This window comes from Kosakonia sp. YIM B13588 (assembly GCF_042788165.1).
GTDB lineage: Bacteria > Pseudomonadota > Gammaproteobacteria > Enterobacterales > Enterobacteriaceae > Kosakonia > Kosakonia sacchari.
The window spans coordinates 558,778-581,980 of record NZ_JBHZPO010000001.1; the positions used below are offsets into that span (position 1 = coordinate 558,778).

A 23,203-nucleotide genomic window follows, 5' to 3' on the forward strand; every position below is an offset into this window, starting at 1 on the left:
TGTGCCGGGTTTCTTTTTACTCATGTTCTGCAATAAATGCCGCTAACGTCTGCGCCAGTAAGGCTGGCTGTTCGTCAGACATTGAATGACCGGCACGCGGAATAATGCGCAGTTCAATTCCTTGTTGCAGCACACTGTCGGCATCGTTATCCGGTAACGATAGCTCGCCAAAAATAAGCGTTTTGGGGCGCGGGAAATGGGCAAATAGCGACATCCACGACGGCTCAACGCCATCAACCAGGCTCTTCGCGCCGCGCCACACCGCCCAGGGCGCGCTGCTTTGCAGACTTCCAGCCCAGGCGGTTTTTTCCTGCGCCAGCATTGCCGCGTAGCCGCAGGTGACAAAATCGGCCTCATCCTGGGCCGCGATAATGCGGCTAAACGCCCCGCCACCGGCGTGAAAATTAGGTTCAGAAACGGCCAGCGCGTTGACACGCTGCGGGATACGCGAAGCGACTTCAATCGCGATACTGCCGCCCATGCTGTGGCCGTATAACCAGAATGCATCGAGCCCAAGATGATCCAGCAGTTCAATCACTACTTGCGCCTGATCGCTGGTGCGATAAGAGAAGCTCGCCGGACGTTCACTGTAACCGTAGCCCGGCAAATCGATAAGAATGGCGCGCCTGCCGGCAAAGGCCGGATCGGCAACAATGCGCGGGTATTCGTACGAAGACGCGCAACCCAGGCCATGAATAAAAACCACCGGATCGCCTTTGCCCGGTAACGCGTGCCAGCGCACCTGCGCCTGCGCGTGGAGTGAATAGAGACTGTCCATAACTGCCCTCTCTGCCGCAATACTGTTTTTATATACAGTATCATAGCATTATGGCAAGGACACGATTAAAAGAGAGAAAAAAGTAACGCGACAGGAAAACTAATGGGCCAGGTCGCGCCGACTAACAACGCGCTAAGCAGGCGGATTTTGCGGCTATCTTTGGCGAGAAACCAGGTTGCCACGGCGCATAACACCGCCATGACAACGTAGAAAATAAGCAGTTTGGTGTAGAGTTCCAACGTCTGTCTCCTGTCCTTAGGTAAAACATCCGCCTAACATGTTGCACTAATTTTCAAGGCGTTATCGCTTTCGCCGTCACGCTTTGTTGGCAAAATTTAGAATATGGAAAATAACAGCGCAACCGGGAAGCTCATGGGCCATGTCGACCCCACTAAAAACGCGCTCAGCAGGCGAATACGTTTACGATCGTGAGAAAGAAACCAGGTAATCAGCGCGCAAATCAGCGCCATGACAAAGTAGAAAACCAACATTTTTTGGTATAACGACATAACAAACATTAACCCAGAAATAACAAACGAACGCAATATGCTCTATTTATTGATATATATCAAGTCGATTAAGGATTACCACGAAAGGTGTAGCCGCCAGCTTTGATTTAACTGGCTGTGAGGGCGAAAGAAGCCGCAACTACTTTCTTTTTCTGCAGTCGGATTTTTTCCTACTGATGTGTGTCACGCCACTGTGCAATATCCTCTTTTGTGACTTCTTCGGCGTAGCAAATGGGCGAATAACCGCCTGCACGGCTCCACGCGCTGCGTTTCCCACATGAGCTGCCGTTCCGGGCATGATTGTAGGGGCAGGCACATGGGCCGGGGTAGTTAGCAATAGATTCAGCAATGATCGCTTGTTTCACCTGCGCATCCGACAGGCGCTGCGATTTGGCATAACTTTCAGATGTCGTGCATAAACCTGTGGCGGCGAGCGCAGCCCACAACAGCAATATATTTTTCATGTTTATTTTCCGGCGAATCCAGGCCAGGTTGATCATTATTTTGTGGCGGGTGAAAAATGATTAAACACAAACTCCGCGCGTAATGAAATGATATATCCATTAATTTAACTTAAGGATTAACTGATATGTTATTGCGACCGATAATAACGTCGGGAAGTTTGGCGAGCTGGGATCATCTCTGATATTGTCTACCGGCAAGGCAGACATCAGATGAAACAAGGTAAGGTTATGCAGAAATATGACGACCTGTGGCAAGCCATAGAAGTTCGGGTGCGTGAAAACAATGATATAACGCACGTTGATATGACCACTGATACCGCCCGGGGCAATGCGGCCCGGCAGCGCATCGCGCAGATATTCGTCCTCGAAGTGTTGCTCTCTCGTCATCGGGAAAAATATGCCAGCAGTTTCGTTCCGCTTGCCGGTGAAGAGGCGCTTTATCATTTAATATTCAAACGCACCGGCTGGAAACCCTTTGAAGTAAAACAACTCTCGTTTATTGATGCCATGTTCGTGCTGGCGGAGTTATTCCGCGAGGAAACGCTGCCAGCGGAAGTGCGCGCCGTTCTGCGTTCGCAGGGTGTAAAAGATGAGCCCTTCTCGACATATGATTTTTCAGAGAAAGATTGGGCACCGCGTGAAAATGAGGTATTCCTGAAAAGGTAAGCCTGCAAATTAATTGCATTGTTAAATAAATAAGGGCTCAGATGAGCCCTTATTTATTTAATTCAGCATGGAGGGTGCTGTTTCATTACCCGCGAGACTTTCAACGCGGGCAAAATAAAACTCTTCACCTTCGCAATAGTAGGTTTCAATTGGCATACGCGCACTTGCCGCCCCGCCATCAAGCCCCGCTATCGCCCATTGTACCGAGGTTTCGCCATCTTCAACGGTCAAAAATTCAGACGCGCCCCCTGGTACGAGCACGACTACGATTTTACTCATTACTCTATTTTCCTTGCCTGATTTTTTTAAAAGCCAGACATTCTCACCCATGGCAATGACCGCCATTTTTCGCGTTGATGACATTCATATGACAAGCAATCGGGCAATGTCTGTATGCGGTTTTATTTAAATGTTTTTATTTCGCCACTCCGCTGATGGCTGGCTATTATTAAACCAGTTTTTCATTAATAACAACACACTTAATTTACTATGCGATTTACCTCATGTTTCATAAGGGAATAAATGCGATAAACGCCGTCCGTGGCGTTTATTCGTGGATTAATGTTTGATCATCACATGGCGTACGACGGTGTAATCTTCCAGGCCGTAGAGCGACATATCTTTGCCATAGCCTGAGAGTTTTTGTCCGCCGTGCGGCATTTCGCTCACCAACATAAAATGCGTATTTACCCAGGTGCAGCCATATTGCAGACGCGCACTCAGGCGATGCGCGCGACCCACATCGTTGGTCCACACCGATGATGCCAGCCCATATTGCGAATCATTGGCCCAGCCCAGCACCTGCTCCTCATCATCAAACACCGTGACGCTTACCACCGGGCCAAACACTTCCCGCTGAACAATGGCATCCTCCTGTTTTGCCCCTGCCAGCAGCGTTGGCGGGTAATAATAGCCAGCGCCTTCATGCCTTTTACCGCCGGTCACCACGCGAATATGGCTGAGCGCTTTGGCCTCATCGACTGCCTTGCTAACGCGCGCCAGATGCGCTGCGGAACTGAGCGGCCCAAGTTCGGTGGATTCATCGTCCGGCGCGCCCATTTTCAGGCTGGCGACCGCCGCACCCAGCTTTTCCACCAGCGCGTCATAGATGCCTTTTTGCGCGTAAATACGACATGCGGCGGTGCAATCCTGCCCGGCATTGTAAAAACCGAAAGTGCGAACCCCTTCCACCACCGCATCGAGATCCGCATCATCAAACACAATCACCGGCGCTTTGCCGCCAAGTTCCATATGGGTGCGCTTAATCGACGAGGCGGTATGGCCAATAATGTGCTCGCCTGTGGCAATCGAGCCAGTCAGGGAAACCATGCGCACTTTATCATGGCCAGTCAGCGGATCGCCGACGGTGCTGCCGCGCCCGAACAACACATTCAGCACACCTGCAGGGAATATATCTTTCGCCAGTTCCGCCAGTTTTAACGCGGTGAGAGGCGTAATTTCCGACGGCTTGATCACCACGCAGTTGCCCGCCGCCAGCGCCGGGCCGAGCTTCCAGGCCGCCATCATCAGCGGGTAGTTCCACGGCGCAATCGAGGCGACGACACCCAGCGGATCGCGGCGAATCATTGAAGTATGCCCTTCCAGATATTCGCCCGCCGCCAGCCCATTCAGGCAACGCGCGGCCCCGGCGAAGAAGCGAAACACATCCACTACCGCCGGAATTTCGTCATTCAGTACGCAATGAAAGGGTTTGCCGCAGTTCAGGGACTCAAGCCGGGCGAAGATTTCCGCATTATCTTCAATCATCTGTGCCAGTTGCAGCAGACATTCTGCGCGCGCCTTCGGTGTAGTTTGCCCCCAACTGGCAAACGCGCGATCGGCTGCCTGTACGGCGGCGTCGACCTGTGCGGCAGACGCTTCGGCGATCTCCAGCAACACGTCACCGGTAGCCGGGTTATAAACGGGCTGCTTCTCGCCTTCGCCGTTAACCAGTACCCCATTGATAAATAGTTGATGTTGCATAGTTCTGTCCTTTCAGCGTGGTCAGTTATTTGCCGGTTCCGGCAATCGTGTCGGTATCACGGGTCAGCCACCAGGCCCCCAGAATAGGAATCATCGTCACCAGCATCACCAGCAACGCCACAACGTTGGTAACGGGCACATCGCGCGGGCGGCCCAACTGGTTGAGCAACCACAATGGCAGCGTACGCTCATGGCCGGCGGTAAAGGTGGTGACAATGATTTCGTCAAATGACAACGCAAACGCCAGCATGCCACCCGCCAGGAGTGCCGAACCCAGGTTGGGTAACACCACATAACGGAAGGTTTGCCAGCCGTTCGCGCCCAAATCCATTGATGCTTCGACCAGGCTCCAGGAGGTTCGCCGAAACCTGGCAATCACGTTGTTAAACACTACCACGACGCAGAACGTGGCATGTCCCACGACGATGGTGAAAAAGCCGGGTTCCAGATTGATCGTTTTAAACGCGGTCAACAGCGCAAGCCCGGTGATAATTCCCGGTAAGGCAATCGGCAACAGCAGCAGTAAGGAAATGGCGTTTTTACCGAAAAACTCGCTGCGCCATAAGGCCATTGCAGCAAGTGTGCCAAGAACCAATGCAATGGCCGTCGCCAGCGCCGCGATTTGTAGTGACAGTGTCACCGCATCGAGAATATCTCCCCTCGCCGCCGCCACGCTAAACCAGCGCAGCGTAAAGCCCTGCGGCGGGAAGCTGAATGCGGCGTCCTCGGTATTGAAAGCATAGATGGCGATGATCAAAAGCGGAAAGTGCAGAAAGATGACGCCGCCCCAGGTGGCGACTTTGAGCAAAAACGGTGCGCGTTCAGAGTGCATCAAACGCTCCCAGGCGTTTCACAAACGCCAGATAAAGGGCGATCAACACCATCGGCACAAGCGTAAACGCGGCGGCCATCGGCATGTTACCAATTGCTCCTTGCTGCGAATAAACCATATTGCCAATGAAATATCCCGGCGGCCCGACGAGCTGCGGCACGATAAAGTCCCCGAGCGTCAGCGAAAAGGTAAATATTGAACCCGCCGCCACGCCCGGTATCGCCAGCGGTAGCACGACATAACGAAAGGTCTGACGCGGATGCGCGCCTAAATCGGCTGAGGCTTGCAGCAGCGACGGCGGTAAGCGCTCGAGCGCCGCCTGAATCGGCAGGATCATAAATGGCAGCCAGATATAGACGAACACCAGAAAGCGCCCCAGCCCGGAAGTGGAAAGCGTATTACCGCCCACGGCGGGCAGCGTCAAAAACGCAGCAAGTAGCGGCTCCAGCCCCAGATGGCTTAAAAACCACTGCGCAACGCCGTCTCTCGCCAGCAGCAACGTCCAGGCGTAGGCTTTAACGATGTAGCTCGCCCACATCGGCAACATCACCGCGATATAAAAGAACGCTTTCCATTTACCCTGCGCATAACGGGCCATATACCACGCCATCGGAAAGGCGAGAATGGCGCTCGCCACCGTCACACACATCGCCATCATCAGCGTACGAAGAATGATGTCGTAATTAGCCGGGTTAAACAGCGCCAGCAGATTGGCGAACGTCAAATCCGGGGTAACCGACATGGTGAAATCATCGAAGGTGTAAAACCCCTGCCACAACAACGTGAGCAGTGAACCTAAATAGACAATGCCAAACCACATTAGCGGGCCGAGCAGCAGCAAAAGCAGCCCGTAGACCGGTTTGCGCCAGAAGACGGCGCTCAGATTGACGCGGCGCGGCGAACGTTGCGCAATGCTCATTACCCTCTCACCCCGCTCCCTGTAATGTCACCATTGCCTCGCGCGACCAGGAAACCCGCACCTGTTGTCCCGGTGCCAGCGTTTGTGGCAGTAACGCATCGGAGAGGTTCGCCTGGCTGACCAGTAACTTTTCCCCCTGCGCCAGTGCCAGTTCAAAACGGGTCGATGCGCCCTGATATTGCACTGCCTGCACCACCGCGCTGGCTTCGATTTCTCCAGGTGTATTCAGGCGAATGTGTTCCGGGCGTAGCGAGTAGACGCCGTTCATGCCGCAGAGTTTTTCCGCAAGCGCCGCATCAAACACATTCGAGGTGCCGACAAACCCGGCGACAAACGGCGTGCGCGGGCGCAGGTAAAGTTCGCGCGGCGCATCGATTTGCTCAATACGTCCATTGTTGAACACCGCCACGCGGTCGGACATCGACAAGGCTTCGCCCTGATCGTGAGTGACAAAAATAAAGGTGATGCCGAGATCCTGTTGCAGCTTTTTCAGCTCCAGCTGCATCTGTTCGCGCAGCTTAAGATCCAGTGCGCCCAGGGGTTCATCGAGCAATAACACTCTGGGTTCATTTACCAGCGCGCGGGCGATGGCAACGCGTTGCCGCTGGCCGCCGGAAAGCTGCGAGGGCTTACGCGCGTGCACAAAACCGAGCGCCACTTTTTCCAGCGCCTCACGGGCGCGGGCATGGCGCTGTTTTTTGTCCATGCCTTTTACCATCAGCCCGTAGGCGACGTTATCGAGAACGGACATGTGCGGAAACAGCGCGTAATCCTGAAAGACGGTGTTTACGTCCCGCTCCCAGGGCGGCAGCTCGCTGGCTTCGCGGCCAAAAATACGAATGGCACCGCCGCTGAGCTGTTCAAACCCGGCAATCAGCCGCAGGCAGGTGGTTTTGCCGGAGCCGGACGGCCCCAGCATGGAGAAAAACTCCCCGTCGTTGACGGCGAACGTTACGCCGTCAACCGCCCGGACATCGCCATAGACTCTGGCGACATCCAGGAATTCTACCGCATAGGTCATAACACGCTCCTGGCAGGTTAACGTCCGCCCATAATGGCGATGTAATCCTGCGTCCAGCGGCTGTAAGGCACATATTTGCCGCCTTGCGCCACCGGCGTTTTCCAGAAGGCGATTTTGTCAAAGAAGCTGTAACCGTTGGTTTCGCAGCCCTTTTCACCCAGCAAGGTGCTGGCCTTGCACCCTTCCGGCACCACCGGCAGCGAACCAAACCACGCCGCCACATCACCCTGTACTTTCGGCGTCAGCGACCAGTTCATCCATTTATAAGCGCAGTTCGGGTGTTTCGCATCGGCATGCAGCATGGTGGTATCCGCCCAGCCGGTCACTCCCTCTTTAGGAAAAACGGTGGCAATCGGCTGATTTTCACCTTTCAGGGCATTCGCCTGATAAGGCCACGCGCTGGAAGCCACCACGCCTTCGTTTTTGAAGTCGCTCATCTGTACCGTGGTGTCATGCCAGTAACGGTGAATAAGCAAATGCTGATCGCGCAGGGTTTTCAGCACCGCCTGATACTGTGCTTCGGTAAGCTGGTACGGATCGTCAATACCCAGTTGCGGTTGCGTGGCTTTCAGGAACAGCGCGGCATCGGCGATATAAATCGGCCCATCGTAGGCCTGCACGCGCCCTTTATTACTTTTGCCGTCCGGCAGGTTTTGCTGCACAAATACCACCGCCCAGCTATCCGGCGGCGTCGGGAAGGTTTTGGTGTTATACATCAGCAGGTTTGGCCCCCACTGATAAGGCGTGCCGTAGGTTTTCCCCGCAACGTTAAACCATTCGCCTTTCACCAGCTTCGGATCAAGCGTTTTCCAGTTGGGGATAAGCGCGGTGTTTATCGGCTGGACGCGTTTCCCCATGATCAGGCGTAAAGAGGCATCGCCGGAGGCGGTTACCAGGTCATAGCCGCCTTTCGCCATCAGGCTCACCATCTCATCGGACGTGGCGGCAGTTTTCACATTCACCGCGCAGCCGGTCTCTTTTTCAAAGGCTGTCACCCAGTCATATTGCTTATCGGTCTGGCCGCGCTCGATATAGCCAGGCCAGGCGATAATATCCAGCCGACCTTCTCCCTTTCCCACTTCGGTTGGTTCGGCGGCGTGTGCAGTCATCACGGTAAGACCCAGCGCACACAGGCTGCTGCGGGCAAATTTCTTGCTCATTATTTTCTACTCCTGTCGCAATGAAAAAGTGCGGCAGCCTTGCCGTAAATATATCTCCCTTAATAAAAATAGACGGCGCGCTGACGGCATGAATGTGGCCCGTCGGAAATTTCGCAAGGATGTGACTGATGACGCATTGCGTTAACAATGAAAATGCTATTGCGCGCTCTTTTGGAGTACAGACAAGGGGTTAGCGAACGTCCGTTAATCTGTGTTGCTATTCACATTTCCTATGAATACCAGGTTCGGGAGCGCAGAAAATAATGACGGCGCACGTCATATTTACGCCGCCGTTATTTTTAACAGGAGAATAAGTTATTCAGAAAATAAGAAAGCCGGGTGCGGTTAATTCATCATCTGGCGAATTAATTGACCCAATTGCATTGCCGCCCGCTCCTCTTTATCGCCCCAGACCCAGGCGCAATTAAAGCGGAAAAACGAACGCCAGTTATCGGATGTCGAAAACATTTTCCCCGGCGCAATGCTGATATGGTGCGCCAGCGCCTGCTGGCTCAGTTCACCGGCATCCAGCCCGGTGGGTAACTCCAGCCACAAGAAATAGCCGCTCTCATTACGGTAGATTTTCACTTCCGGCGGCAGATGGCGCAGCAGCGCCTGCCAGGCCAGATGTTTGCGCTCGGCAAGCTGTCTGCGCAGGCGGCGCAAATGGGCGTCGTAGTGATGTGTCGATAAGTAATCGACCAGCGCCAGTTGCAGCGGCGAACTGGTGGATAAGGTGCTCATCAATTGCAATTGCTGAATGCGCCGGGCATGGCGTCCGGCAGCGACCCAGCCGACGCGAAACCCGGCGACCAGACATTTCGAAAATGAGGAGCAGTGCAACGTCATATCTTGCGTGTCCCAGGCTTTCGCCGGTAACGGCTGTTCGCGCCCGTAGTAAAGCTCGCTGTAAACATCGTCTTCAATCAGCGTGACGTTGTGTTGTGCCAGCAGCGCGACCAGTTGCGCCTTTTTCGCAGCGCTTAATGTAAACCCGAGCGGGTTCTGCGCATTGGTCATCAGCCAGCAGGCTTTTACCGGATAGTCAGTTAATGCCTGCGCCAGGGCATCAAGATCGATGCCCTCTTTTACATCGGTCGGCACCGATAGCGCTTTTAACTTGAGCCGCTCCAGCGCCTGCAACGCGCCGTAGAAACAGGGGCTTTCAATAATCACCCAGTCACCCGGTTCTGTCACCGCCTGTAAGCTGAGATTCAGCGCTTCCAGCGCACCGGCAGTGATAACAATTTCATCCGGCGAAATGTTCATCCCCTGGCGGGCATAGCGTTTAGCAATGGCGTGGCGCAACTGGCTGTTTCCCGGCGGCAGGTTTTCTATCACGCTCATGGCAGTGGCGCTTTTGCTCACCTTTGCCAGCGACCGGTTGAGCTGCGGCATCGGGAACAGTTTGGGGTCGGGAAAGGCGGAACCAAACGGCAGCACCGAGGCATCGCAACTGGCCTGTAACACGTCAAAAATATAGGTATTGATGTCCACCGCTTCATCACGCGTAACCTTAGCCGCCGGCGCGCGCGGTAAGCCGGGCGCTGGCGCGACAAAATAGCCAGACTGTGGCCGGGCAATCACCCGTCCCTGGCTTTCCAGCAACTGATACGCATGACCGACGGTCATAAAACTCAGCCCGCTGCTGGTCACCTGCTCACGCAGCGACGGCAGTTTCTCTCCAGGTCGCCAGACCCCAAGCTCAATTTGTTCTGCGATTTGCTGCGCCAGGCGCTGGTATTTTTTCATGATTTTTCACGTGTTAACAAAACGTCTACATCATGGCACGCGGTGCGCTATCTTGCTATATCAGTTTATACAAAACAGCTCATTATGCGCACTGTTATGGTTACCGGTTACCGCTTCGTCTGGACTAATCAGCAACCTGCCATACCCTTTACAGGGAACTGTTATACGAAAATTCCCTGTATCTGTTTCTGCAAGTTCACGCTTGTGCTCATTAACATTGACACCACAACATTGACATTGGGGTTGTGCATGTTCGGTTTAGACGCGTTTTACCTGGCGAGAATACAGTTCGCCTTCACCGTTTCTTTTCATATCATTTTTCCGGCAATCACCATCGGCCTGGCCAGTTACCTGGCGGTGCTTGAAGGTTTGTGGCTTAAAACCCGCAACCCGGACTGGCGCACGCTGTACCATTTCTGGTCGAAGATCTTCGCCGTTAACTTCGGTATGGGGGTGGTGTCCGGGCTGGTGATGGCGTATCAGTTCGGCACCAACTGGAGCGGGTTTTCCCAGTTTGCCGGCAGCATTACCGGGCCATTACTGACCTATGAAGTGCTGACCGCCTTCTTCCTTGAAGCGGGTTTTCTCGGCGTGATGCTGTTTGGCTGGAACAAAGTCGGGCCTGGCCTGCACTTTTTCGCCACCTGTATGGTCGCGCTGGGCACCATTATGTCCACTTTCTGGATCCTCGCGTCCAATAGCTGGATGCATACGCCTCAGGGCTTTATCGTCGAAAATGGCCAGGTGGTGCCGGTCGACTGGTTCAAGGTTATCTTTAATCCCTCCTTCCCGTACCGGCTGATGCACATGACCATTGCGGCATTCTTAAGCAGTGCGTTGTTTGTCGGCGCGTCTGCCGCCTGGCATCTGTTACGCGGGAATAACACACCCGCTATCCGCAAGATGTTTTCTATGGCGATGTGGATGGCGCTGGTTGTTGCGCCGATTCAGGCGATGGTCGGCGATATGCACGGGCTGAATACGCTTGAACATCAACCGGCAAAAATTGCCGCCATTGAAGGCCACTGGGAGAATCCGCCCGGAGAAGCGACGCCGCTGCTGCTATTTGGCCTGCCTGATATGGAGCAGGAGCGCACGCGTTACGCCGTGGCAATCCCGGCGCTCGGTAGCCTGATCCTGACGCACAGCCTCGATAAGCAAGTGCCGGCGCTGAAAGATTTCCCTAAAGATCAGCGCCCCTATTCACCGATTGTCTTCTGGTCGTTTCGCATTATGGTCGGGCTTGGCGTGCTGATGATTGCGCTGGGGGTCGCCGCACTGTGGCTGCGTTTTCGTGACAGGCTCTATCAGTCGCGGCCATTTTTACACTTCGCGCTATGGATGGGGCCAGCGGGTTTGATTGCCATTCTTGCCGGTTGGGTCACGACGGAAGTGGGTCGCCAGCCGTGGGTGGTGTATGGCTTGCTGCGCACAGCCGATGCGGTTTCCGCGCATGGTGACCTGCAAATGAGCCTCAGTTTGCTGGCGTTCTTTGTTGTCTATTGTTCCGTTTTTGGCGTCGGTTACAGCTACATGGTGCGGCTTATCACCAAAGGGCCGCAGGAGCGTGATGAGCACGCCACGCAAGGTACGCCGGCACGACCGCTGTCTGCGGTGGGCGAACATCTCCAGGCAGATGAGGATAAATAATGGGCATCGATCTTTCGTTAATCTGGTTTGTCATTATCGTCTTCGCCACCCTGATGTATATCGTGATGGACGGTTTTGACCTTGGTATCGGCATCTTGTTTCCCGTCACGCGTGACGCTCACGATCGCGACGTGATGGTCAACACCGTCGCGCCGGTCTGGGATGGCAACGAGACCTGGCTGGTGCTCGGCGGCGCGGGGTTGTTCGGCGCATTTCCGCTGGCGTATGCGGTGATTGTCGATGCGCTGACTATTCCGCTGACCTTAATGCTGATCGGGCTTATTTTTCGCGGCGTCGCCTTTGAATTTCGCTTTAAAGCCACCCCCGCGCACCGGCCGTTCTGGGATAAAGCGTTTCTCTCCGGCTCGCTGCTTGCCACCTTTACCCAGGGGGTGGTGGTGGGCGCGGTGCTTAACGGTTTTCCGGTGACGGGCCGCACATTTAGCGGCGGTGCGCTCGACTGGCTGACGCCGTTTAACCTGTTTTGCGGTGTCGGGCTGGTCATCACTTATGCCCTGCTCGGCGCGAGCTGGCTGGTGATGAAAAGCGAGGAGCCGCTGCAGGGAAAAATGCGCAAAGCCGCGAGAAAGCTGTTGCTGGCGATGTTAGTGGTGATTGCCGTGATTAGCCTGTGGACGCCGCTGACGCATTCCGCGATTGCCGATCGCTGGTTCAGCTTGCCGAATCTCTACTTCTTCTCGCCGGTGCCGCTGTTAGTGGTGGTATTGAGTGCCTGGCTGTGGCGCAGTCTCGGCAACCCGGACGCCCACACACTGCCGTTTGTGCAGACACTGGGGCTGATTTTCCTCGGGTTTAGCGGCCTTGGCATCAGTATCTGGCCGCATATTATTCCGCCGGATATCACGTTGTGGCAGGCCGCAGCACCTCCGCAAAGCCAGGGCTTTATGCTGGTCGGCGCCCTGCTGATTATCCCGATTATTCTGGTTTATACCTTGTGGAGCTACTACGTGTTTCGCGGCAAGGTGCAACATGGCGCGGGGTATCATTGATGAAACACTCCTTCTTCAACCGCCTGATGTGGATGCTATTAATCTGGGGCGGCAGCGTACTGGCACTGTTTGCGGTCAGTATGGTGTTCCGGCTTCTGATGTCGGCGGCGGGGTTTAAATCGCACTAATTGGCCATTCGCAACGGACGATCCTGGCTAGAAATTTCCGGGATCGTTCACTACGCTTTTTGTTGACCAATTTACGTTAGAGCTGCGATTTTTCATGCGTTTAGGGAGAAATAATGATTAACCTCGTTCAGACGCCTTACAACCTCCGATCGGGTTATCCGATTGTCCGCCGTACGCTGGAAGACAAAAAAAGCTGGTTAAACATGATGGTTTTGGCCCGGAATCGTGCTGCGCCACTGTCGAATACACGCTGCGCGGTAATTCCCGCTACGCCTTTGGCAATAGCCAGATGCGTATTGAGATGCCACCGGATATTTACACCAATAACTGGGTAAAATTGCATGGCGAAATGGCGGCGCTGATTGCGGCGATACGACGCATTGAGAAATCCGGCAATGGTGATGAACAGTTGCCGATCACCAGCGTTTATATCGAATTACGCCCCTGCGAAGCCAACTGCATGCAGGCGCTGCAAAATATCCTGCCTGATAACACCACCGTTTATTTCTCCTTTCTGCACCCCGATCAGGTTGATGAGTGGAAACAGAGCGCCCGCGCGCTTTGTGCTGCGTAACACCGACCAGAGACGCTCGCGATTAGCGTCTCTGGTCATCTGCGAGTTACCCGTGCATCACCACACTTTGCTCAACAGGAATACGCGGCATGCGTGTTTTCGCAGACGGCGCAGACATATCGGCATAGCCAAACGAGATGCCGAACAGCAGCCGATAATCAGTGGAAACACCGAGTTCTTCGCGGATCATATCGGCGTGAAAACCCAGTAAAGTCTGCGGAATTCCGGCAAAACCACGCGCCGTCAATGACAGCAAAAAGCTCTGCGCGTACATGCCGATATCTGAAGCAACGCGGATGTTGTCGCCAAAAGACGGCATAAACAGAAAAGCGGCGTGTGGCGCGTTAAAAAACTGATAATTTCGCAGATAAGCCTCCTGGCGCCGCGCTTTATCTTCACGCGCGACACCTATCGCATCGTAATAAATCCGCGCTTGCTCATGAGCGCGCTCGAAATAGTCGCCGTGAAAATCATCATAGGAAAAGGTGAAATCCGGTGTCTGGTGCCCTTCCAGATCGTTTTCCGTCATCCTTTTTCCAAGACGATTTTTCGTTTCACCGGAAACCACATGCACATGCCACGGCTGCGTGTTGCAGTTAGACGGCGAAAATTGCGCATCCTGCAACACGTCCCGAATTTGCTCGTCCGTTAACGGCGTGGGTAAAAATGCGCGGGCGGAAAAACGCTGGCGGACGGTTTCATCGAAGGCTTTCACTACAGTGCTCATGATTCTTCTCCGTATTAATTGTTCCCGTAGCTTAACGATGAAACCTGTTCGCAAAAACACTACAATGCGCCATGGACCTTTGCGGATTACGCACAGATGAATAAGCTCAGTCAAATTAGCGCCCGCTCAATGCAGCTGTTTCTCGCCATTGTTCGCGAGGGAAACTTATCCGAAGTCGCTCGTAACGAAGGACTGGCGGCCTCATCGTTATCGCGCGTGGTTCAGCAACTGGAGCAGGCGCTGGAAACCCAGTTGTTGTACCGCAACACGCGCGCGGTGATCGCCACTGAGGCGGGTCATATCTATGCCGACACGTTTCGCGCCATGTTGCAGCAGCTTGCGGACGCGCAAACTCAGGTGGGCGAGCGTCGCGACGAGCCTGGCGGGCGCATTCGCATTAATGCGCCGATCTCGTTTGGCCTGCGCCATATTGGCCCCAAAATCAGCGAACTGAGCGAGCGCTATCCGCGTCTGCATATCGAACTGAACCTGAACGATGACTATATCGACCCGTTTGCAGACGGTACCGATCTGTTGCTGCGTATCGCGGCGCTGCAGGATTCCGAGCTGCACGGTCGGCTGATTGCGCAGCAGCAGTGCCATTTGGTGGCGACACCCGCCTACGTGCGTCGTTATGGTCAACCGAACACGCCGGAGGAGTTGCAGTCGCACCGGTTACTGGCGTATCGCGGGAAAAGTGGTTTGCAGCGCTGGCGTTTTCAGAGAGCGGAGAAATCCTGCCAGTTTTCGCCGCAGGCCAAAATCGTTTCTGATAACGCGGAATTGTTATTACAGGCCGCACTGAGCGATGCGGGAATATTGCTCTTCCCGGACTGGCAGGTGGGTGAAATGCTAAACCGCAACGAGCTTGTGGCGCTCATGCCCGATTTCACCGTCACTTATTCGGCAACGCCGCAGTCGCTGTGGTTGCTCTACCCAGGCGGAAAATACCCGTCGCTTAACACCCGCACGGTAATCGACTTTTTACTGGCGAGTTTCGGTTCACCGCCCTACTGGCGCTATCTTCCACCGCGCCTCCAGGAATAATCCCGAAGGCGTAACGCTCCATAATCCCTTCACTTTTTTATCGTCAAATCGTCGCCACGCAATAGCACGAGTAAGGATGTAAAAGATGAAAAAGATTGCACTGGTGTCTGCCATTCTGGCGGTGAGCTTCTCTTCGATGGTGTTTGCTGACGAACGTCCGCCGCTACCGCCGGAACAGTACCAAAACGGCCAGCACCATAAAGGAGATAAAAAACCGTCGCACGAGGCACCGCCGCCGAAACACAAGCAGGATAAGCCGCCGCGTCCGGATAATAAACACAACGACAAACACAACGGTAAGAAACCGCCACTGCCGGACAATCATCGTCCGGGTGACGACCGCTAATCCAGCCTGAAATGCAAACAGGCCTTTCGCTATCACGAAAGGCCTGTTTTTTATCTGGCAGACATGGTTTTTAAGAAAGCTTGCTTAAGAGATTACGAGCCCATCGCTTTGGATAACCAGGACTTACAGATGCCACGGCGCAAATTCCACGGTTTCGCCGGTTTATCCTGATAGCGGTCATACACTTTATCCAGATCGTCCTGGCTGGTGATATTCAAATCCGCCGGAATTTCAACCGCACCACGGGAGCTTATCGCCACATAGTGTTTGCCTTTTTCAAGGAAAAAGGCGGTCTCATGGATCCACATCCTGCCGCTGGAATTATCCTGAACGATTAATGTCCAGTATTGATCGCCTTTCAGTCGGCTGGTAAAAAGCCTGTCAACCACGCCCTCCAGCATATTATTGCTGATGTAAATCATCTCGGCGGAATTAAAGCAGTCACCCTCTTTGTTATAACGCTGGAAATAAAAAAGCCCCTGATGAGCTTTATTAGCCTGCGTGTAAACCACTGTCGCGTCGCTACCGGTATAGGCCTGATAACGCTGCGTGCCAAGCGGGCCCGGCGTACAGGCAGACAACAAAAATGCACCCGCGACAAGCAAGGCACTTAACGTAAATTTACGCATTTCCTCTCCATGAATATCATCAATAAGCCATTTCTTATTATTTCCGCCCGGCTAGATTAACGTATTACGGTTATTAACGCATGATTGTTCTTACTGCGGCGGGATAATTTATGGCTATTTGGAAGAATTGTTTTGGGAGCAGTAAAAAAACAGGGTGGCATAGCGCCACCCTTTGTTTATTTGCGTTTTGGCAACGTTTTTACTAAGTCGTCGGCGCTTATTGACGCCACGACGCTGCCCGGCAGAGGCATTTTCAGAATATGGTTCTTAATTTTGCCAATCACATGCATTTCACACGGACGGCAGTCAAACTTCAGCGTCAGCACTTCGTCGCCATGCACCAGTTGCATTGGCGTCGCGCGCCAGCTTTTGATATTGCCTTTCGCCTGTTTCGGACACAGGTTGAAGGCGAAGCGCAAACAGTGTTTGGTGATCATCACCGGCACATCGCCCTTCTCTTCATGCGCTTCGAAGGCAGCATCAATCAGTTGCACACCGTAGCGATGATAAAATTCACGCGCTTTGTGGTTATAAACGTTAGCCAGGAATGACAAATGCGTTTCCGGGTAAATCGGCGCGGGTGTCGCCACCGGTTTGCGGCTGCCGCGCTGGTAATTCGCCAGCCGTGCTTCTTCAAGCATCTCAACCGTTTCGCGACGCAGCTGATTGAGCAGGCTATTGGGCACAAATAGCGCCCCCGGCAGGTTCACGGTGATCGCCTGCGCGTAATAGCGGGTTTGCCCCAGTTTCGCCAGCCCATCTTTCAGGCTTTCCAGCGCTTTTTGCGCATTATTGGCTTCGTCAAACTGCCCATCCAGCGTGTGCGTCACGCTGACACCCTCTTCGCTGGTCAGCGTCAGCACCAGTTGCTCCTGCCAGCCGCCTAGCTCAATATCCACGCCGATGCGACGCTCGCTGGAGGTTTTCAGTAATGCCTGCTGCCAGTTATGGTCAAGGTTGCGGTTCAGCGCATGGTGCGGGCGCAGCGTTCGCAGCGCGTCCGGCATTTCGTTCGGGAATACGCGGTAACGGTTCTCGCCCGTTTTTTCGGCGACGTTAACGCGAAAACCCACCACTTCACGCTTCACCAGCACGTTCAGGCCATCACCGTTGGCCAGCGGTTCCGTCACTTCTACATCGAGGTGATCTTTCGCCACTTTCAGCACTTCACCGACCGGCAGGCCGATAAATTTCGGTGAATCAAACGCGCCGATATCAATTTTGCGCGCATTGACAAAATAATCGGTGCTGCCGCGATGGAAGGTTTTGTCCGTCGAGGGAATAAAGAAATGCTCGGTACGCCCGGTAGACGCGCGCGCCAGATCGCCGCGATCTTCAATAATGGCATCCAGCATCTGGCGGTAATGCGCGGTGATATTCTTCACGTAGCTCATATCTTTGTAGCGCCCTTCAATTTTGAAGGAGCGCACGCCGGCATCGATCAGCGCCGCCAGGTTGGCGCTCTGATCGTTATCTTTCATCGACAGCAGATGTTTTTCATAAGCTACGACGCGGCCCTGATCGTCTTTCAGCGTATAGGGCAAGCGGCACGCTTGGGAGCAGTCACCGCGGTTGGCGCTACGTCCGGTCTGCGCATGGGAGATATTGCACTGCCCGGAATAGGCCACGCACAGTGCACCGTGGATAAAGAACTCAATGGTGGCGTCGGTCGCGCTATGAATGGCGCGGATCTGCTCCAGGTTCAGCTCACGCGCCAGCACAATCTGGCTAAAACCGACATCGGAGAGGAATTTGGCTTTTTCCACGCTGCGAATGTCGCACTGCGTACTGGCGTGCAGCTCAATCGGCGGAATATCCAGCTCAAGTACGCCCATATCCTGCACGATCAGCGCATCGACACCGGCCTGGTACAGGTCATGGATCAGGCTCTGCGCCGGTTCCAGCTCCTCATCATGAAGGATCGTGTTCAGGGTAATAAACACTTTCGCGCCGTAGCGATGCGCGAACGGCACCAGTTCGGCGATATCGCGCAAACTGTTACCGGCGTTATGGCGCGCGCCGAAGCCAGGGCCGCCAATGTAGACCGCATCAGCGCCATGAAGGATCGCTTCACGGGCAATGGCGGTGTCGCGAGCCGGGCTTAACAGTTCAAGATGATGGGGGTGCAGGCGCATACAATTGTCGTTATCCATTATGTGCAAAATGGCGGCTATTGTAGTCACAACCGGGGCGTTTCACCACCTGCCGCAGGGGGAATTTGCGTCTGTCGGCAATGCAATGTCGAAATTGCTATTTCCGCGGCGTTTCATGCGGCGATAGAGTGGTGGCTCGGACATTCCTCGTCACGTTTTATCCACCGTACTGCCGGTTGCAGGTGGGGCTGAACTTTCCTGCAGCCCGGAGTATCGCGGGTCAACGTTGTCATGTTATTTATCGTCGTCGTTTTTGGCCGCAGGCGTGCTTGCGGCTTTTCCTTTTGGGTAATGAATCAACGAGTGGAAATGCACGGTGTGCGCGGAACTGTTGCGATACGCATGGGCTTCATCGCCCGCGAAACGCACGCCCATTCCGCTGGTAAATGTTTTCCACTGCCCACCGAGACATAAATCCAGCTCGCCATTAATGACAATCACATGCTCAATCACCCCGCTTTCGTGCGGCGTCGATTCACTTATCGCCCCCGGTGCCAGCGTGATGGAAAAGAGATCAAAGTGCAGCTTTTCATCCCACGGAAAAATGGGCGTGATCACCATCGCCTGCTGGTCGGGATCGTAGGCGTACGGGGTATCGCTCTGGGGCGGCGCAATAAAGGTAGAAAACGGCACATTCAGGCCGGTGGCAATTTTCCAGAGTGTCGCCACCGTCGGGCTGGATTCATTACGCTCAATTTGCCCGAGCATCGCTTTGGAAACGCCCGTCTCTTCTGCCAGCCTGGAAAGGCTCCAGCCACGGCCCTGACGGAGAAGTTTTAAGGTGCTTGCCAGGTAGTCTGCGATGTTCATTACGCCTCCGGGAAGAAAAATCCGGGGCAGTATAGCGCAGCGTTTCTTTTTTAGAGAGCGAAACTATAACCACGCTAAATACCTTAATGATCTGCCAGCTTGTGCGCTATAACGGCCAGTGATACTTTATGCGGATGCTATAACGCACAAGGATTATTTCATGTCGCACGCCACCTTTTCTCGCGCTTCTACCCTCCCTTTTTCCAGCGTGATGGCTGGCTTTGTCGCGGTGCTGGTCGGTTATGCCAGCTCCGCCGCCATTATCTGGCAAGCGGCCTCGGCGGCGGGCGCAAGTGCGGTGCAAATTGCCGGCTGGATGACTGCGCTCGGTCTGGGTATGGGCATCAGCACGCTGGCGCTGACCTTGTGGTATCGCATGCCGGTGCTTACAGCCTGGTCGACACCGGGCGCCGCGCTGCTGGCGACCAGCTTACAAGGCGTTTCGCTGAATGAAGCGGTTGGCGTGTTTATCTTTGCCAATGCCTTAATTGTCCTGTGTGGCATTACCGGGCTGTTCGCTAGTCTGATGAAAATCATTCCCCACACGCTGGCGGCGGCCATGCTGGCGGGCATTTTGCTGCGCTTCGGTTTGCAGGCTTTTAGCAATATTCAGGGGCATTTCGTCTTGTGTGGCAGCATGCTGCTGGCCTGGCTTATCTGCAAAGCGCTGGCACCGCGCTATGCCATTGTCGCCACACTTCTGGTCGGGGGGCTGGTTGCGTGGCTAAGCGGTGAGGTTGTCACGCAAAAAATCACTATCGCGCTGGTTGTACCGACTTATACCACGCCAGAATTCCACTGGTCGTCGCTGGTGAGCATCGGAATTCCCTTCTTTCTGGTAACGATGGCCTCGCAGAATGCGCCCGGTTTCGCCACGATGCAGGCGGCGGGATACCCCGTTCCGGTTTCACCGTTAATTATTTTTACCGGCGCGCTGGCGCTGCTGTTCTCGCCGTTTGGCGTCTATTCGATTTGTATTGCCGCCATCACGGCGGCGATTTGCCAAAGCCCGGACGCTCACCCGCAGGCAGAAAAACGCTGGCTGGCCGCGGCGGCGGCCGGGGTGTTTTACCTGTTAGCCGGCCTGTTTGGCGGCTCGATAACTTCGCTACTCGCCGCTTTGCCATTAAGCTGGATCCAGACGCTGGCAGGGCTGGCATTGCTGGGCACAATGAGTGGTAGCCTGCACCAGGCGCTGATCGCTGAGCGCGATCGCGATGCCGCGATGGTCACTTTTCTGGTTACCGCCAGCGGCGTCACGCTGCTGGGGATTGGTTCTGCATTCTGGGGCTTAGCGATCGGCGGGATCTGCTACGGCGCATTGCACTTAGCGCGACGCGCGTAGCTGCGAGGGCGTGATGCCTTTCGCCGCTTTGAAGCGGTTACTGAAGTGGCTGGCCGAGTTAAAACCGCAGGCCAGCGCAATGGTGGTCAGCGGCTGATCGCTATGAAGCAACAGATCTTTCGCCCGTGCCATGCGCCGTTGCATCACGAACTGGTGCGGCGCAACGCCCATTGACTGGCGGAACATGCGGGCAAAATGGTATTCGCTCAGCGCGGCCTGCGCGGCCAGATCCGACAGCAGCAGCGGTTCTGCCAGATGCGCATCGATAAACTCCAGCACAGTACGAAGCACCACCGGCGCCAAACCGCCCGTTACCGTCGGCAGTTGCCACTGCACATTACTGTAGTGCTGGACTAAGTGGGTCAGTAAAAGCGTCGATGCGGTACTCAACGTTAACTGGTTGGCGTTTTGTTGCCAGTCGCAACCGAGCAAAAACTGGCGATAGAGCGCGGTAATACGCGCATCCTGGGAGAATGTTTTCTCATCCAGCGTGAACGATGCCGGGCTGCGATCCCACACCTGCTCACCCACTTCACGCAGATGCTCATCGGTACAGTAAAGATGCACAAAAGACAACGTATCGCGGATATCCCACACTGATTCGCTCTCTTTCGGCATCAGGCAAAAGCGATCCGGCCCGCCGCCGTTTTTCCAGCCGTAGGCGGTTTTGTGATAGCTCTCGTAGCCGTCGGCCACGTACAAACTCAGGGTATGGTGATTGCAATACTGGGTGATGTTGTCGCGTTTGTTCGACCAGGCCGCCAGTTGAATGCCAGAGTGCAGCGCCACCGAGTTGTGCAACACGGCGTTGTGTTTACTGAGGTTTTCAAAGGCTTCGTAGTGCTCAGGCATTCACGGAAATTATCATAAATTCACCAGAACCCCAGTCTATGAATAGCTGGCGGCGGATACCAGCGTTGTGTAAAGAAAAGCGCAAGAATATGCAAGTCCGGCGCAAACCGGTGCAATCGCCTGCGTTGCTGTTTTGCCACACTCAGCATTCGTTTTACGCACTGGAACTCAACATGAACGCATTGCTATACGGTTTGGTGGTGGTTATCTGGGGAACAACCTGGATTGCGATTTATCTACAACAAGGACCGGTCGCCGCACCGGTGTCGATCTTCTGGCGCTTTGCACTGGCCACAGCGGTAATGATGCTGGTGCTGCTGGCGCAGCGTAAGTTGCGCGCCCTGCCGCTGCGCGATCATCTGTTTTGCCTGCTCCAGGGCGGCTGTGTGTTTGGTTTTAACTTCTGGTGCTTCTATACCGCTGCGGCGTGGATCAGCACCGGGCTGGAGTCGGTGATCTTCTCCATGGCGGTGTTATTTAACGCGGTAAACAGTTATCTCTTTTTCGGCCAAAAGCCACCGGCGCGCTTTTTTGTCGCCGCGATCCTCGGCCTGACAGGAATTGTGACGCTGTTCTGGCAGGATCTGGTCACCAGCGGCTGGAGCATAACGCTACTGATGGGGATTGGTTTGTCGGCGCTGGGCACGCTGGGCTTCTCGTTTGGCAATATTATAAGCCTCCGCCATCAGCGTAAAGGGCTGGAAACCATCACCACCAACAGCTGGGCGATGCTTTACGGAACGTTGATTATGGGGGCGATAGGCCTGTTGCGCGGTGACGATTTCACCCCGCAATGGACGGCCAGTTACCTTGGCGCGCTGGTCTACCTGGCGTTGTTCGGATCGGTGATTGGCTTTGGCGCCTATTTTACGCTGGTTGGTCGGATTGGCCCCAGCAAAGCGGCGTACAGCACCCTGCTGTTTCCGCTGGTCGCGCTGACGGTTTCGACGTTCTTCGAAGGCTATATCTGGCATTTCAATGGCGTTGCCGGGTTACTGCTGATCCTTACCGGCAATCTGGTGATGTTTGCCCGCCCGGAAACGTGGCTGGGCGGGCGCGGAGCACGGCGAAAAGCTAACGCTTGCTGATATCAAACATCGTCGCGTCGGTCGCCATATCGTCAATGACTTGTTTCAGAGAGTCGACGGTGACCGGCGCATTTTCATTATTCACATCTTTCCCTTGCCCCTGGCGCACCACTTTCAACACCGGTGCATTGGTCTGCGCGTCGATGAGCTCGCCTTCAAAATAGAGGTGCGTGTTCATCGTGCGATGACCGGTTGCCATCTGCGTTCCCGCCACAACCATTGCCACCGGCACCACTTCATAGAACTGCAATCCCTGTTTGCTGGCGTCCACGCAGGTTATCGCCCCACGGAAAATCAGGCTGTGCTGGCCTGGCGATGTCACCAGCGGTTTACGCGAAGCGGCGGCAGCTTTCAGCTTGCTGTTGGTGTAGTTAAGAACGCCATCCAGCACCTGTTGATTCACCTGGTTGGTAGGCTTCGCCAGCGGATAATAGGTCACCGGGTGGTAAACGATACTGTCGTATTTTGCCGGGTCAAAACCCGGCGCCACCCAGCGAAGTACCGGTTTACCGGTGGCGGATGTGGTTTCCTTCAGCCCTGAATAATCTTTTATAAACCCGGAATATTTTTCCGGTTGCGTCACTTTTGACGCGCAGCCAGATAACGCCAGCAGGCTAGAAAAGACGGCAACGCTAACCAATGCATGAGTACGCATGAGGATGTCCCTGTGAGTGCGGAATTGCTCTTAAGGTATAGCAAACGCAGCGGCGTTTTGTGGAGGGGTAAAAATGTCTCGGCGGGCAGCGGCTTTGATAAAACG

General features: G+C 54.6%; 26 protein-coding genes. 9 read left to right on the forward strand and 17 right to left on the reverse strand.

Annotated elements, in window-relative coordinates:
• Positions 1–16: 16 nt before the first annotated feature.
• The 4 genes from ACFX4U_RS02615 to ACFX4U_RS02630 form a co-directional block, all read right to left on the reverse strand.
• On the reverse strand, positions 17–778 hold the full coding sequence (locus ACFX4U_RS02615) for an alpha/beta fold hydrolase (RefSeq protein ID WP_305736016.1): 762 nt from the start codon (positions 776–778) through the stop codon (positions 17–19).
• Between the two features lie 65 nt (positions 779–843).
• Positions 844–1,017: a GhoT/OrtT family toxin gene (locus ACFX4U_RS02620; RefSeq protein WP_017456865.1), complete on the reverse strand. Its 174-nt coding sequence runs from the start codon at positions 1,015–1,017 to the stop codon at positions 844–846.
• Between the two features lie 96 nt (positions 1,018–1,113).
• Positions 1,114–1,287: a GhoT/OrtT family toxin gene (locus ACFX4U_RS02625; RefSeq protein WP_071925283.1), complete on the reverse strand. Its 174-nt coding sequence runs from the start codon at positions 1,285–1,287 to the stop codon at positions 1,114–1,116.
• Between the two features lie 170 nt (positions 1,288–1,457).
• Positions 1,458–1,751, reverse strand: a complete 294-nt coding sequence (locus ACFX4U_RS02630) for a hypothetical protein (protein ID WP_305736015.1) — start codon at positions 1,749–1,751, stop codon at positions 1,458–1,460.
• Positions 1,752–1,961: 210 nt separating this feature from the next.
• On the opposite strand from ACFX4U_RS02630, the gene ACFX4U_RS02635 reads away from it, so the two are divergent.
• A complete protein-coding gene (locus tag ACFX4U_RS02635; RefSeq protein ID WP_017456860.1) occupies positions 1,962–2,417 on the forward strand; it encodes a hypothetical protein in 456 nt (151 codons plus the stop codon).
• Positions 2,418–2,474: 57 nt separating this feature from the next.
• On the opposite strand, the gene ACFX4U_RS02640 is transcribed toward ACFX4U_RS02635, so the two are convergent.
• The 7 genes from ACFX4U_RS02640 to ACFX4U_RS02670 all read right to left on the reverse strand — a co-directional run bounded on the left by ACFX4U_RS02640 (position 2,475) and on the right by ACFX4U_RS02670 (position 10,084).
• Positions 2,475–2,696, reverse strand: coding sequence for a hypothetical protein (locus tag ACFX4U_RS02640; RefSeq protein ID WP_313507783.1), 222 nt, complete (start codon positions 2,694–2,696; stop codon positions 2,475–2,477).
• Positions 2,697–2,975: 279 nt separating this feature from the next.
• On the reverse strand, positions 2,976–4,400 hold the full coding sequence (gene patD, locus ACFX4U_RS02645; RefSeq protein ID WP_313507782.1) for an aminobutyraldehyde dehydrogenase: 1,425 nt from the start codon (positions 4,398–4,400) through the stop codon (positions 2,976–2,978).
• Positions 4,401–4,425: 25 nt separating this feature from the next.
• Entirely contained in the window at positions 4,426–5,232 is an 807-nt protein-coding gene (locus tag ACFX4U_RS02650) for an ABC transporter permease (RefSeq protein WP_305736012.1), read from the reverse strand.
• Positions 5,222–6,151 carry an ABC transporter permease gene (locus tag ACFX4U_RS02655; RefSeq protein WP_313507781.1) on the reverse strand — a complete coding sequence of 310 codons (930 nt, stop codon included), beginning with the start codon at positions 6,149–6,151 and terminating at the stop codon, positions 5,222–5,224. The genes ACFX4U_RS02650 and ACFX4U_RS02655 overlap by 11 nt, the downstream gene beginning before the upstream one ends.
• Positions 6,152–6,158: 7 nt before the next feature.
• Positions 6,159–7,172, reverse strand: coding sequence for an ABC transporter ATP-binding protein (locus tag ACFX4U_RS02660; RefSeq protein ID WP_313507780.1), 1,014 nt, complete (start codon positions 7,170–7,172; stop codon positions 6,159–6,161).
• Positions 7,173–7,189: 17 nt separating this feature from the next.
• Positions 7,190–8,332 carry a putative ABC transporter substrate-binding protein YdcS gene (gene ydcS, locus ACFX4U_RS02665; RefSeq protein WP_249881813.1) on the reverse strand — a complete coding sequence of 381 codons (1,143 nt, stop codon included), beginning with the start codon at positions 8,330–8,332 and terminating at the stop codon, positions 7,190–7,192.
• Positions 8,333–8,677: 345 nt separating this feature from the next.
• A complete protein-coding gene (locus ACFX4U_RS02670; RefSeq protein ID WP_313507779.1) occupies positions 8,678–10,084 on the reverse strand; it encodes a PLP-dependent aminotransferase family protein in 1,407 nt (468 codons plus the stop codon).
• A gap of 249 nt (positions 10,085–10,333) precedes the next feature.
• On the opposite strand from ACFX4U_RS02670, the gene ACFX4U_RS02675 reads away from it, so the two are divergent.
• The 4 genes from ACFX4U_RS02675 (at position 10,334) to ACFX4U_RS02690 (ending at position 13,446) form a co-directional block, all read left to right on the forward strand.
• Positions 10,334–11,734, forward strand: a complete 1,401-nt coding sequence (locus ACFX4U_RS02675; protein ID WP_313507778.1) for a cytochrome ubiquinol oxidase subunit I — start codon at positions 10,334–10,336, stop codon at positions 11,732–11,734.
• On the forward strand, positions 11,734–12,744 hold the full coding sequence (cydB, locus tag ACFX4U_RS02680; RefSeq protein WP_305736006.1) for a cytochrome d ubiquinol oxidase subunit II: 1,011 nt from the start codon (positions 11,734–11,736) through the stop codon (positions 12,742–12,744). Before ACFX4U_RS02675 ends, cydB begins: the two co-directional genes overlap by 1 nt.
• Positions 12,744–12,872 carry a DUF2474 domain-containing protein gene (locus ACFX4U_RS02685; protein ID WP_086868873.1) on the forward strand — a complete coding sequence of 43 codons (129 nt, stop codon included), beginning with the start codon at positions 12,744–12,746 and terminating at the stop codon, positions 12,870–12,872. Before cydB ends, ACFX4U_RS02685 begins: the two co-directional genes overlap by 1 nt.
• Positions 12,873–13,161: 289 nt before the next feature.
• Positions 13,162–13,446 (forward strand): hypothetical protein, encoded by a 285-nt coding sequence (locus ACFX4U_RS02690; RefSeq protein ID WP_313507775.1) that lies wholly within the window; start codon positions 13,162–13,164, stop codon positions 13,444–13,446.
• A gap of 46 nt (positions 13,447–13,492) precedes the next feature.
• Here the strand turns inward: ACFX4U_RS02690 and ACFX4U_RS02695 are convergent, their stop codons facing one another.
• Positions 13,493–14,173 carry a nitroreductase gene (locus tag ACFX4U_RS02695; protein WP_313507774.1) on the reverse strand — a complete coding sequence of 227 codons (681 nt, stop codon included), beginning with the start codon at positions 14,171–14,173 and terminating at the stop codon, positions 13,493–13,495.
• Between the two features lie 96 nt (positions 14,174–14,269).
• On the opposite strand from ACFX4U_RS02695, the gene ACFX4U_RS02700 reads away from it, so the two are divergent.
• A complete protein-coding gene (locus ACFX4U_RS02700; protein WP_313507773.1) occupies positions 14,270–15,220 on the forward strand; it encodes a LysR family transcriptional regulator in 951 nt (316 codons plus the stop codon).
• Between the two features lie 85 nt (positions 15,221–15,305).
• Positions 15,306–15,566 carry a hypothetical protein gene (locus tag ACFX4U_RS02705; RefSeq protein ID WP_305736003.1) on the forward strand — a complete coding sequence of 87 codons (261 nt, stop codon included), beginning with the start codon at positions 15,306–15,308 and terminating at the stop codon, positions 15,564–15,566.
• Positions 15,567–15,658: 92 nt separating this feature from the next.
• Here ACFX4U_RS02705 and ACFX4U_RS02710 read toward each other — a convergent pair whose 3' ends face one another.
• The 3 genes from ACFX4U_RS02710 to ACFX4U_RS02720 all read right to left on the reverse strand — a co-directional run bounded on the left by ACFX4U_RS02710 (position 15,659) and on the right by ACFX4U_RS02720 (position 19,158).
• Positions 15,659–16,195: a hypothetical protein gene (locus tag ACFX4U_RS02710; protein ID WP_016495976.1), complete on the reverse strand. Its 537-nt coding sequence runs from the start codon at positions 16,193–16,195 to the stop codon at positions 15,659–15,661.
• A 176-nt stretch (positions 16,196–16,371) separates the two neighbouring features.
• Entirely contained in the window at positions 16,372–18,330 is a 1,959-nt protein-coding gene (locus tag ACFX4U_RS02715; RefSeq protein WP_313507772.1) for a U32 family peptidase, read from the reverse strand.
• 252 nt (positions 18,331–18,582) lie between these two features.
• On the reverse strand, positions 18,583–19,158 hold the full coding sequence (locus tag ACFX4U_RS02720) for an XRE family transcriptional regulator (protein ID WP_313507771.1): 576 nt from the start codon (positions 19,156–19,158) through the stop codon (positions 18,583–18,585).
• A 160-nt stretch (positions 19,159–19,318) separates the two neighbouring features.
• Between ACFX4U_RS02720 and ACFX4U_RS02725 the strand changes: the two genes are divergently transcribed.
• On the forward strand, positions 19,319–20,503 hold the full coding sequence (locus ACFX4U_RS02725; protein ID WP_313507770.1) for a benzoate/H(+) symporter BenE family transporter: 1,185 nt from the start codon (positions 19,319–19,321) through the stop codon (positions 20,501–20,503).
• Here ACFX4U_RS02725 and ACFX4U_RS02730 read toward each other — a convergent pair.
• On the reverse strand, positions 20,486–21,355 hold the full coding sequence (locus tag ACFX4U_RS02730; protein WP_349350565.1) for an AraC family transcriptional regulator: 870 nt from the start codon (positions 21,353–21,355) through the stop codon (positions 20,486–20,488). The genes ACFX4U_RS02725 and ACFX4U_RS02730 overlap by 18 nt on opposite strands.
• A gap of 173 nt (positions 21,356–21,528) precedes the next feature.
• Between ACFX4U_RS02730 and ACFX4U_RS02735 the strand changes: the two genes are divergently transcribed.
• Positions 21,529–22,443 (forward strand): DMT family transporter, encoded by a 915-nt coding sequence (locus tag ACFX4U_RS02735; RefSeq protein WP_313507768.1) that lies wholly within the window; start codon positions 21,529–21,531, stop codon positions 22,441–22,443.
• Here ACFX4U_RS02735 and ACFX4U_RS02740 read toward each other — a convergent pair.
• Positions 22,430–23,098 carry a DUF3313 domain-containing protein gene (locus ACFX4U_RS02740; protein WP_313507767.1) on the reverse strand — a complete coding sequence of 223 codons (669 nt, stop codon included), beginning with the start codon at positions 23,096–23,098 and terminating at the stop codon, positions 22,430–22,432. The two genes, ACFX4U_RS02735 and ACFX4U_RS02740, sit on opposite strands and share 14 nt — an antisense overlap.
• Positions 23,099–23,203: the final 105 nt, after the last annotated feature.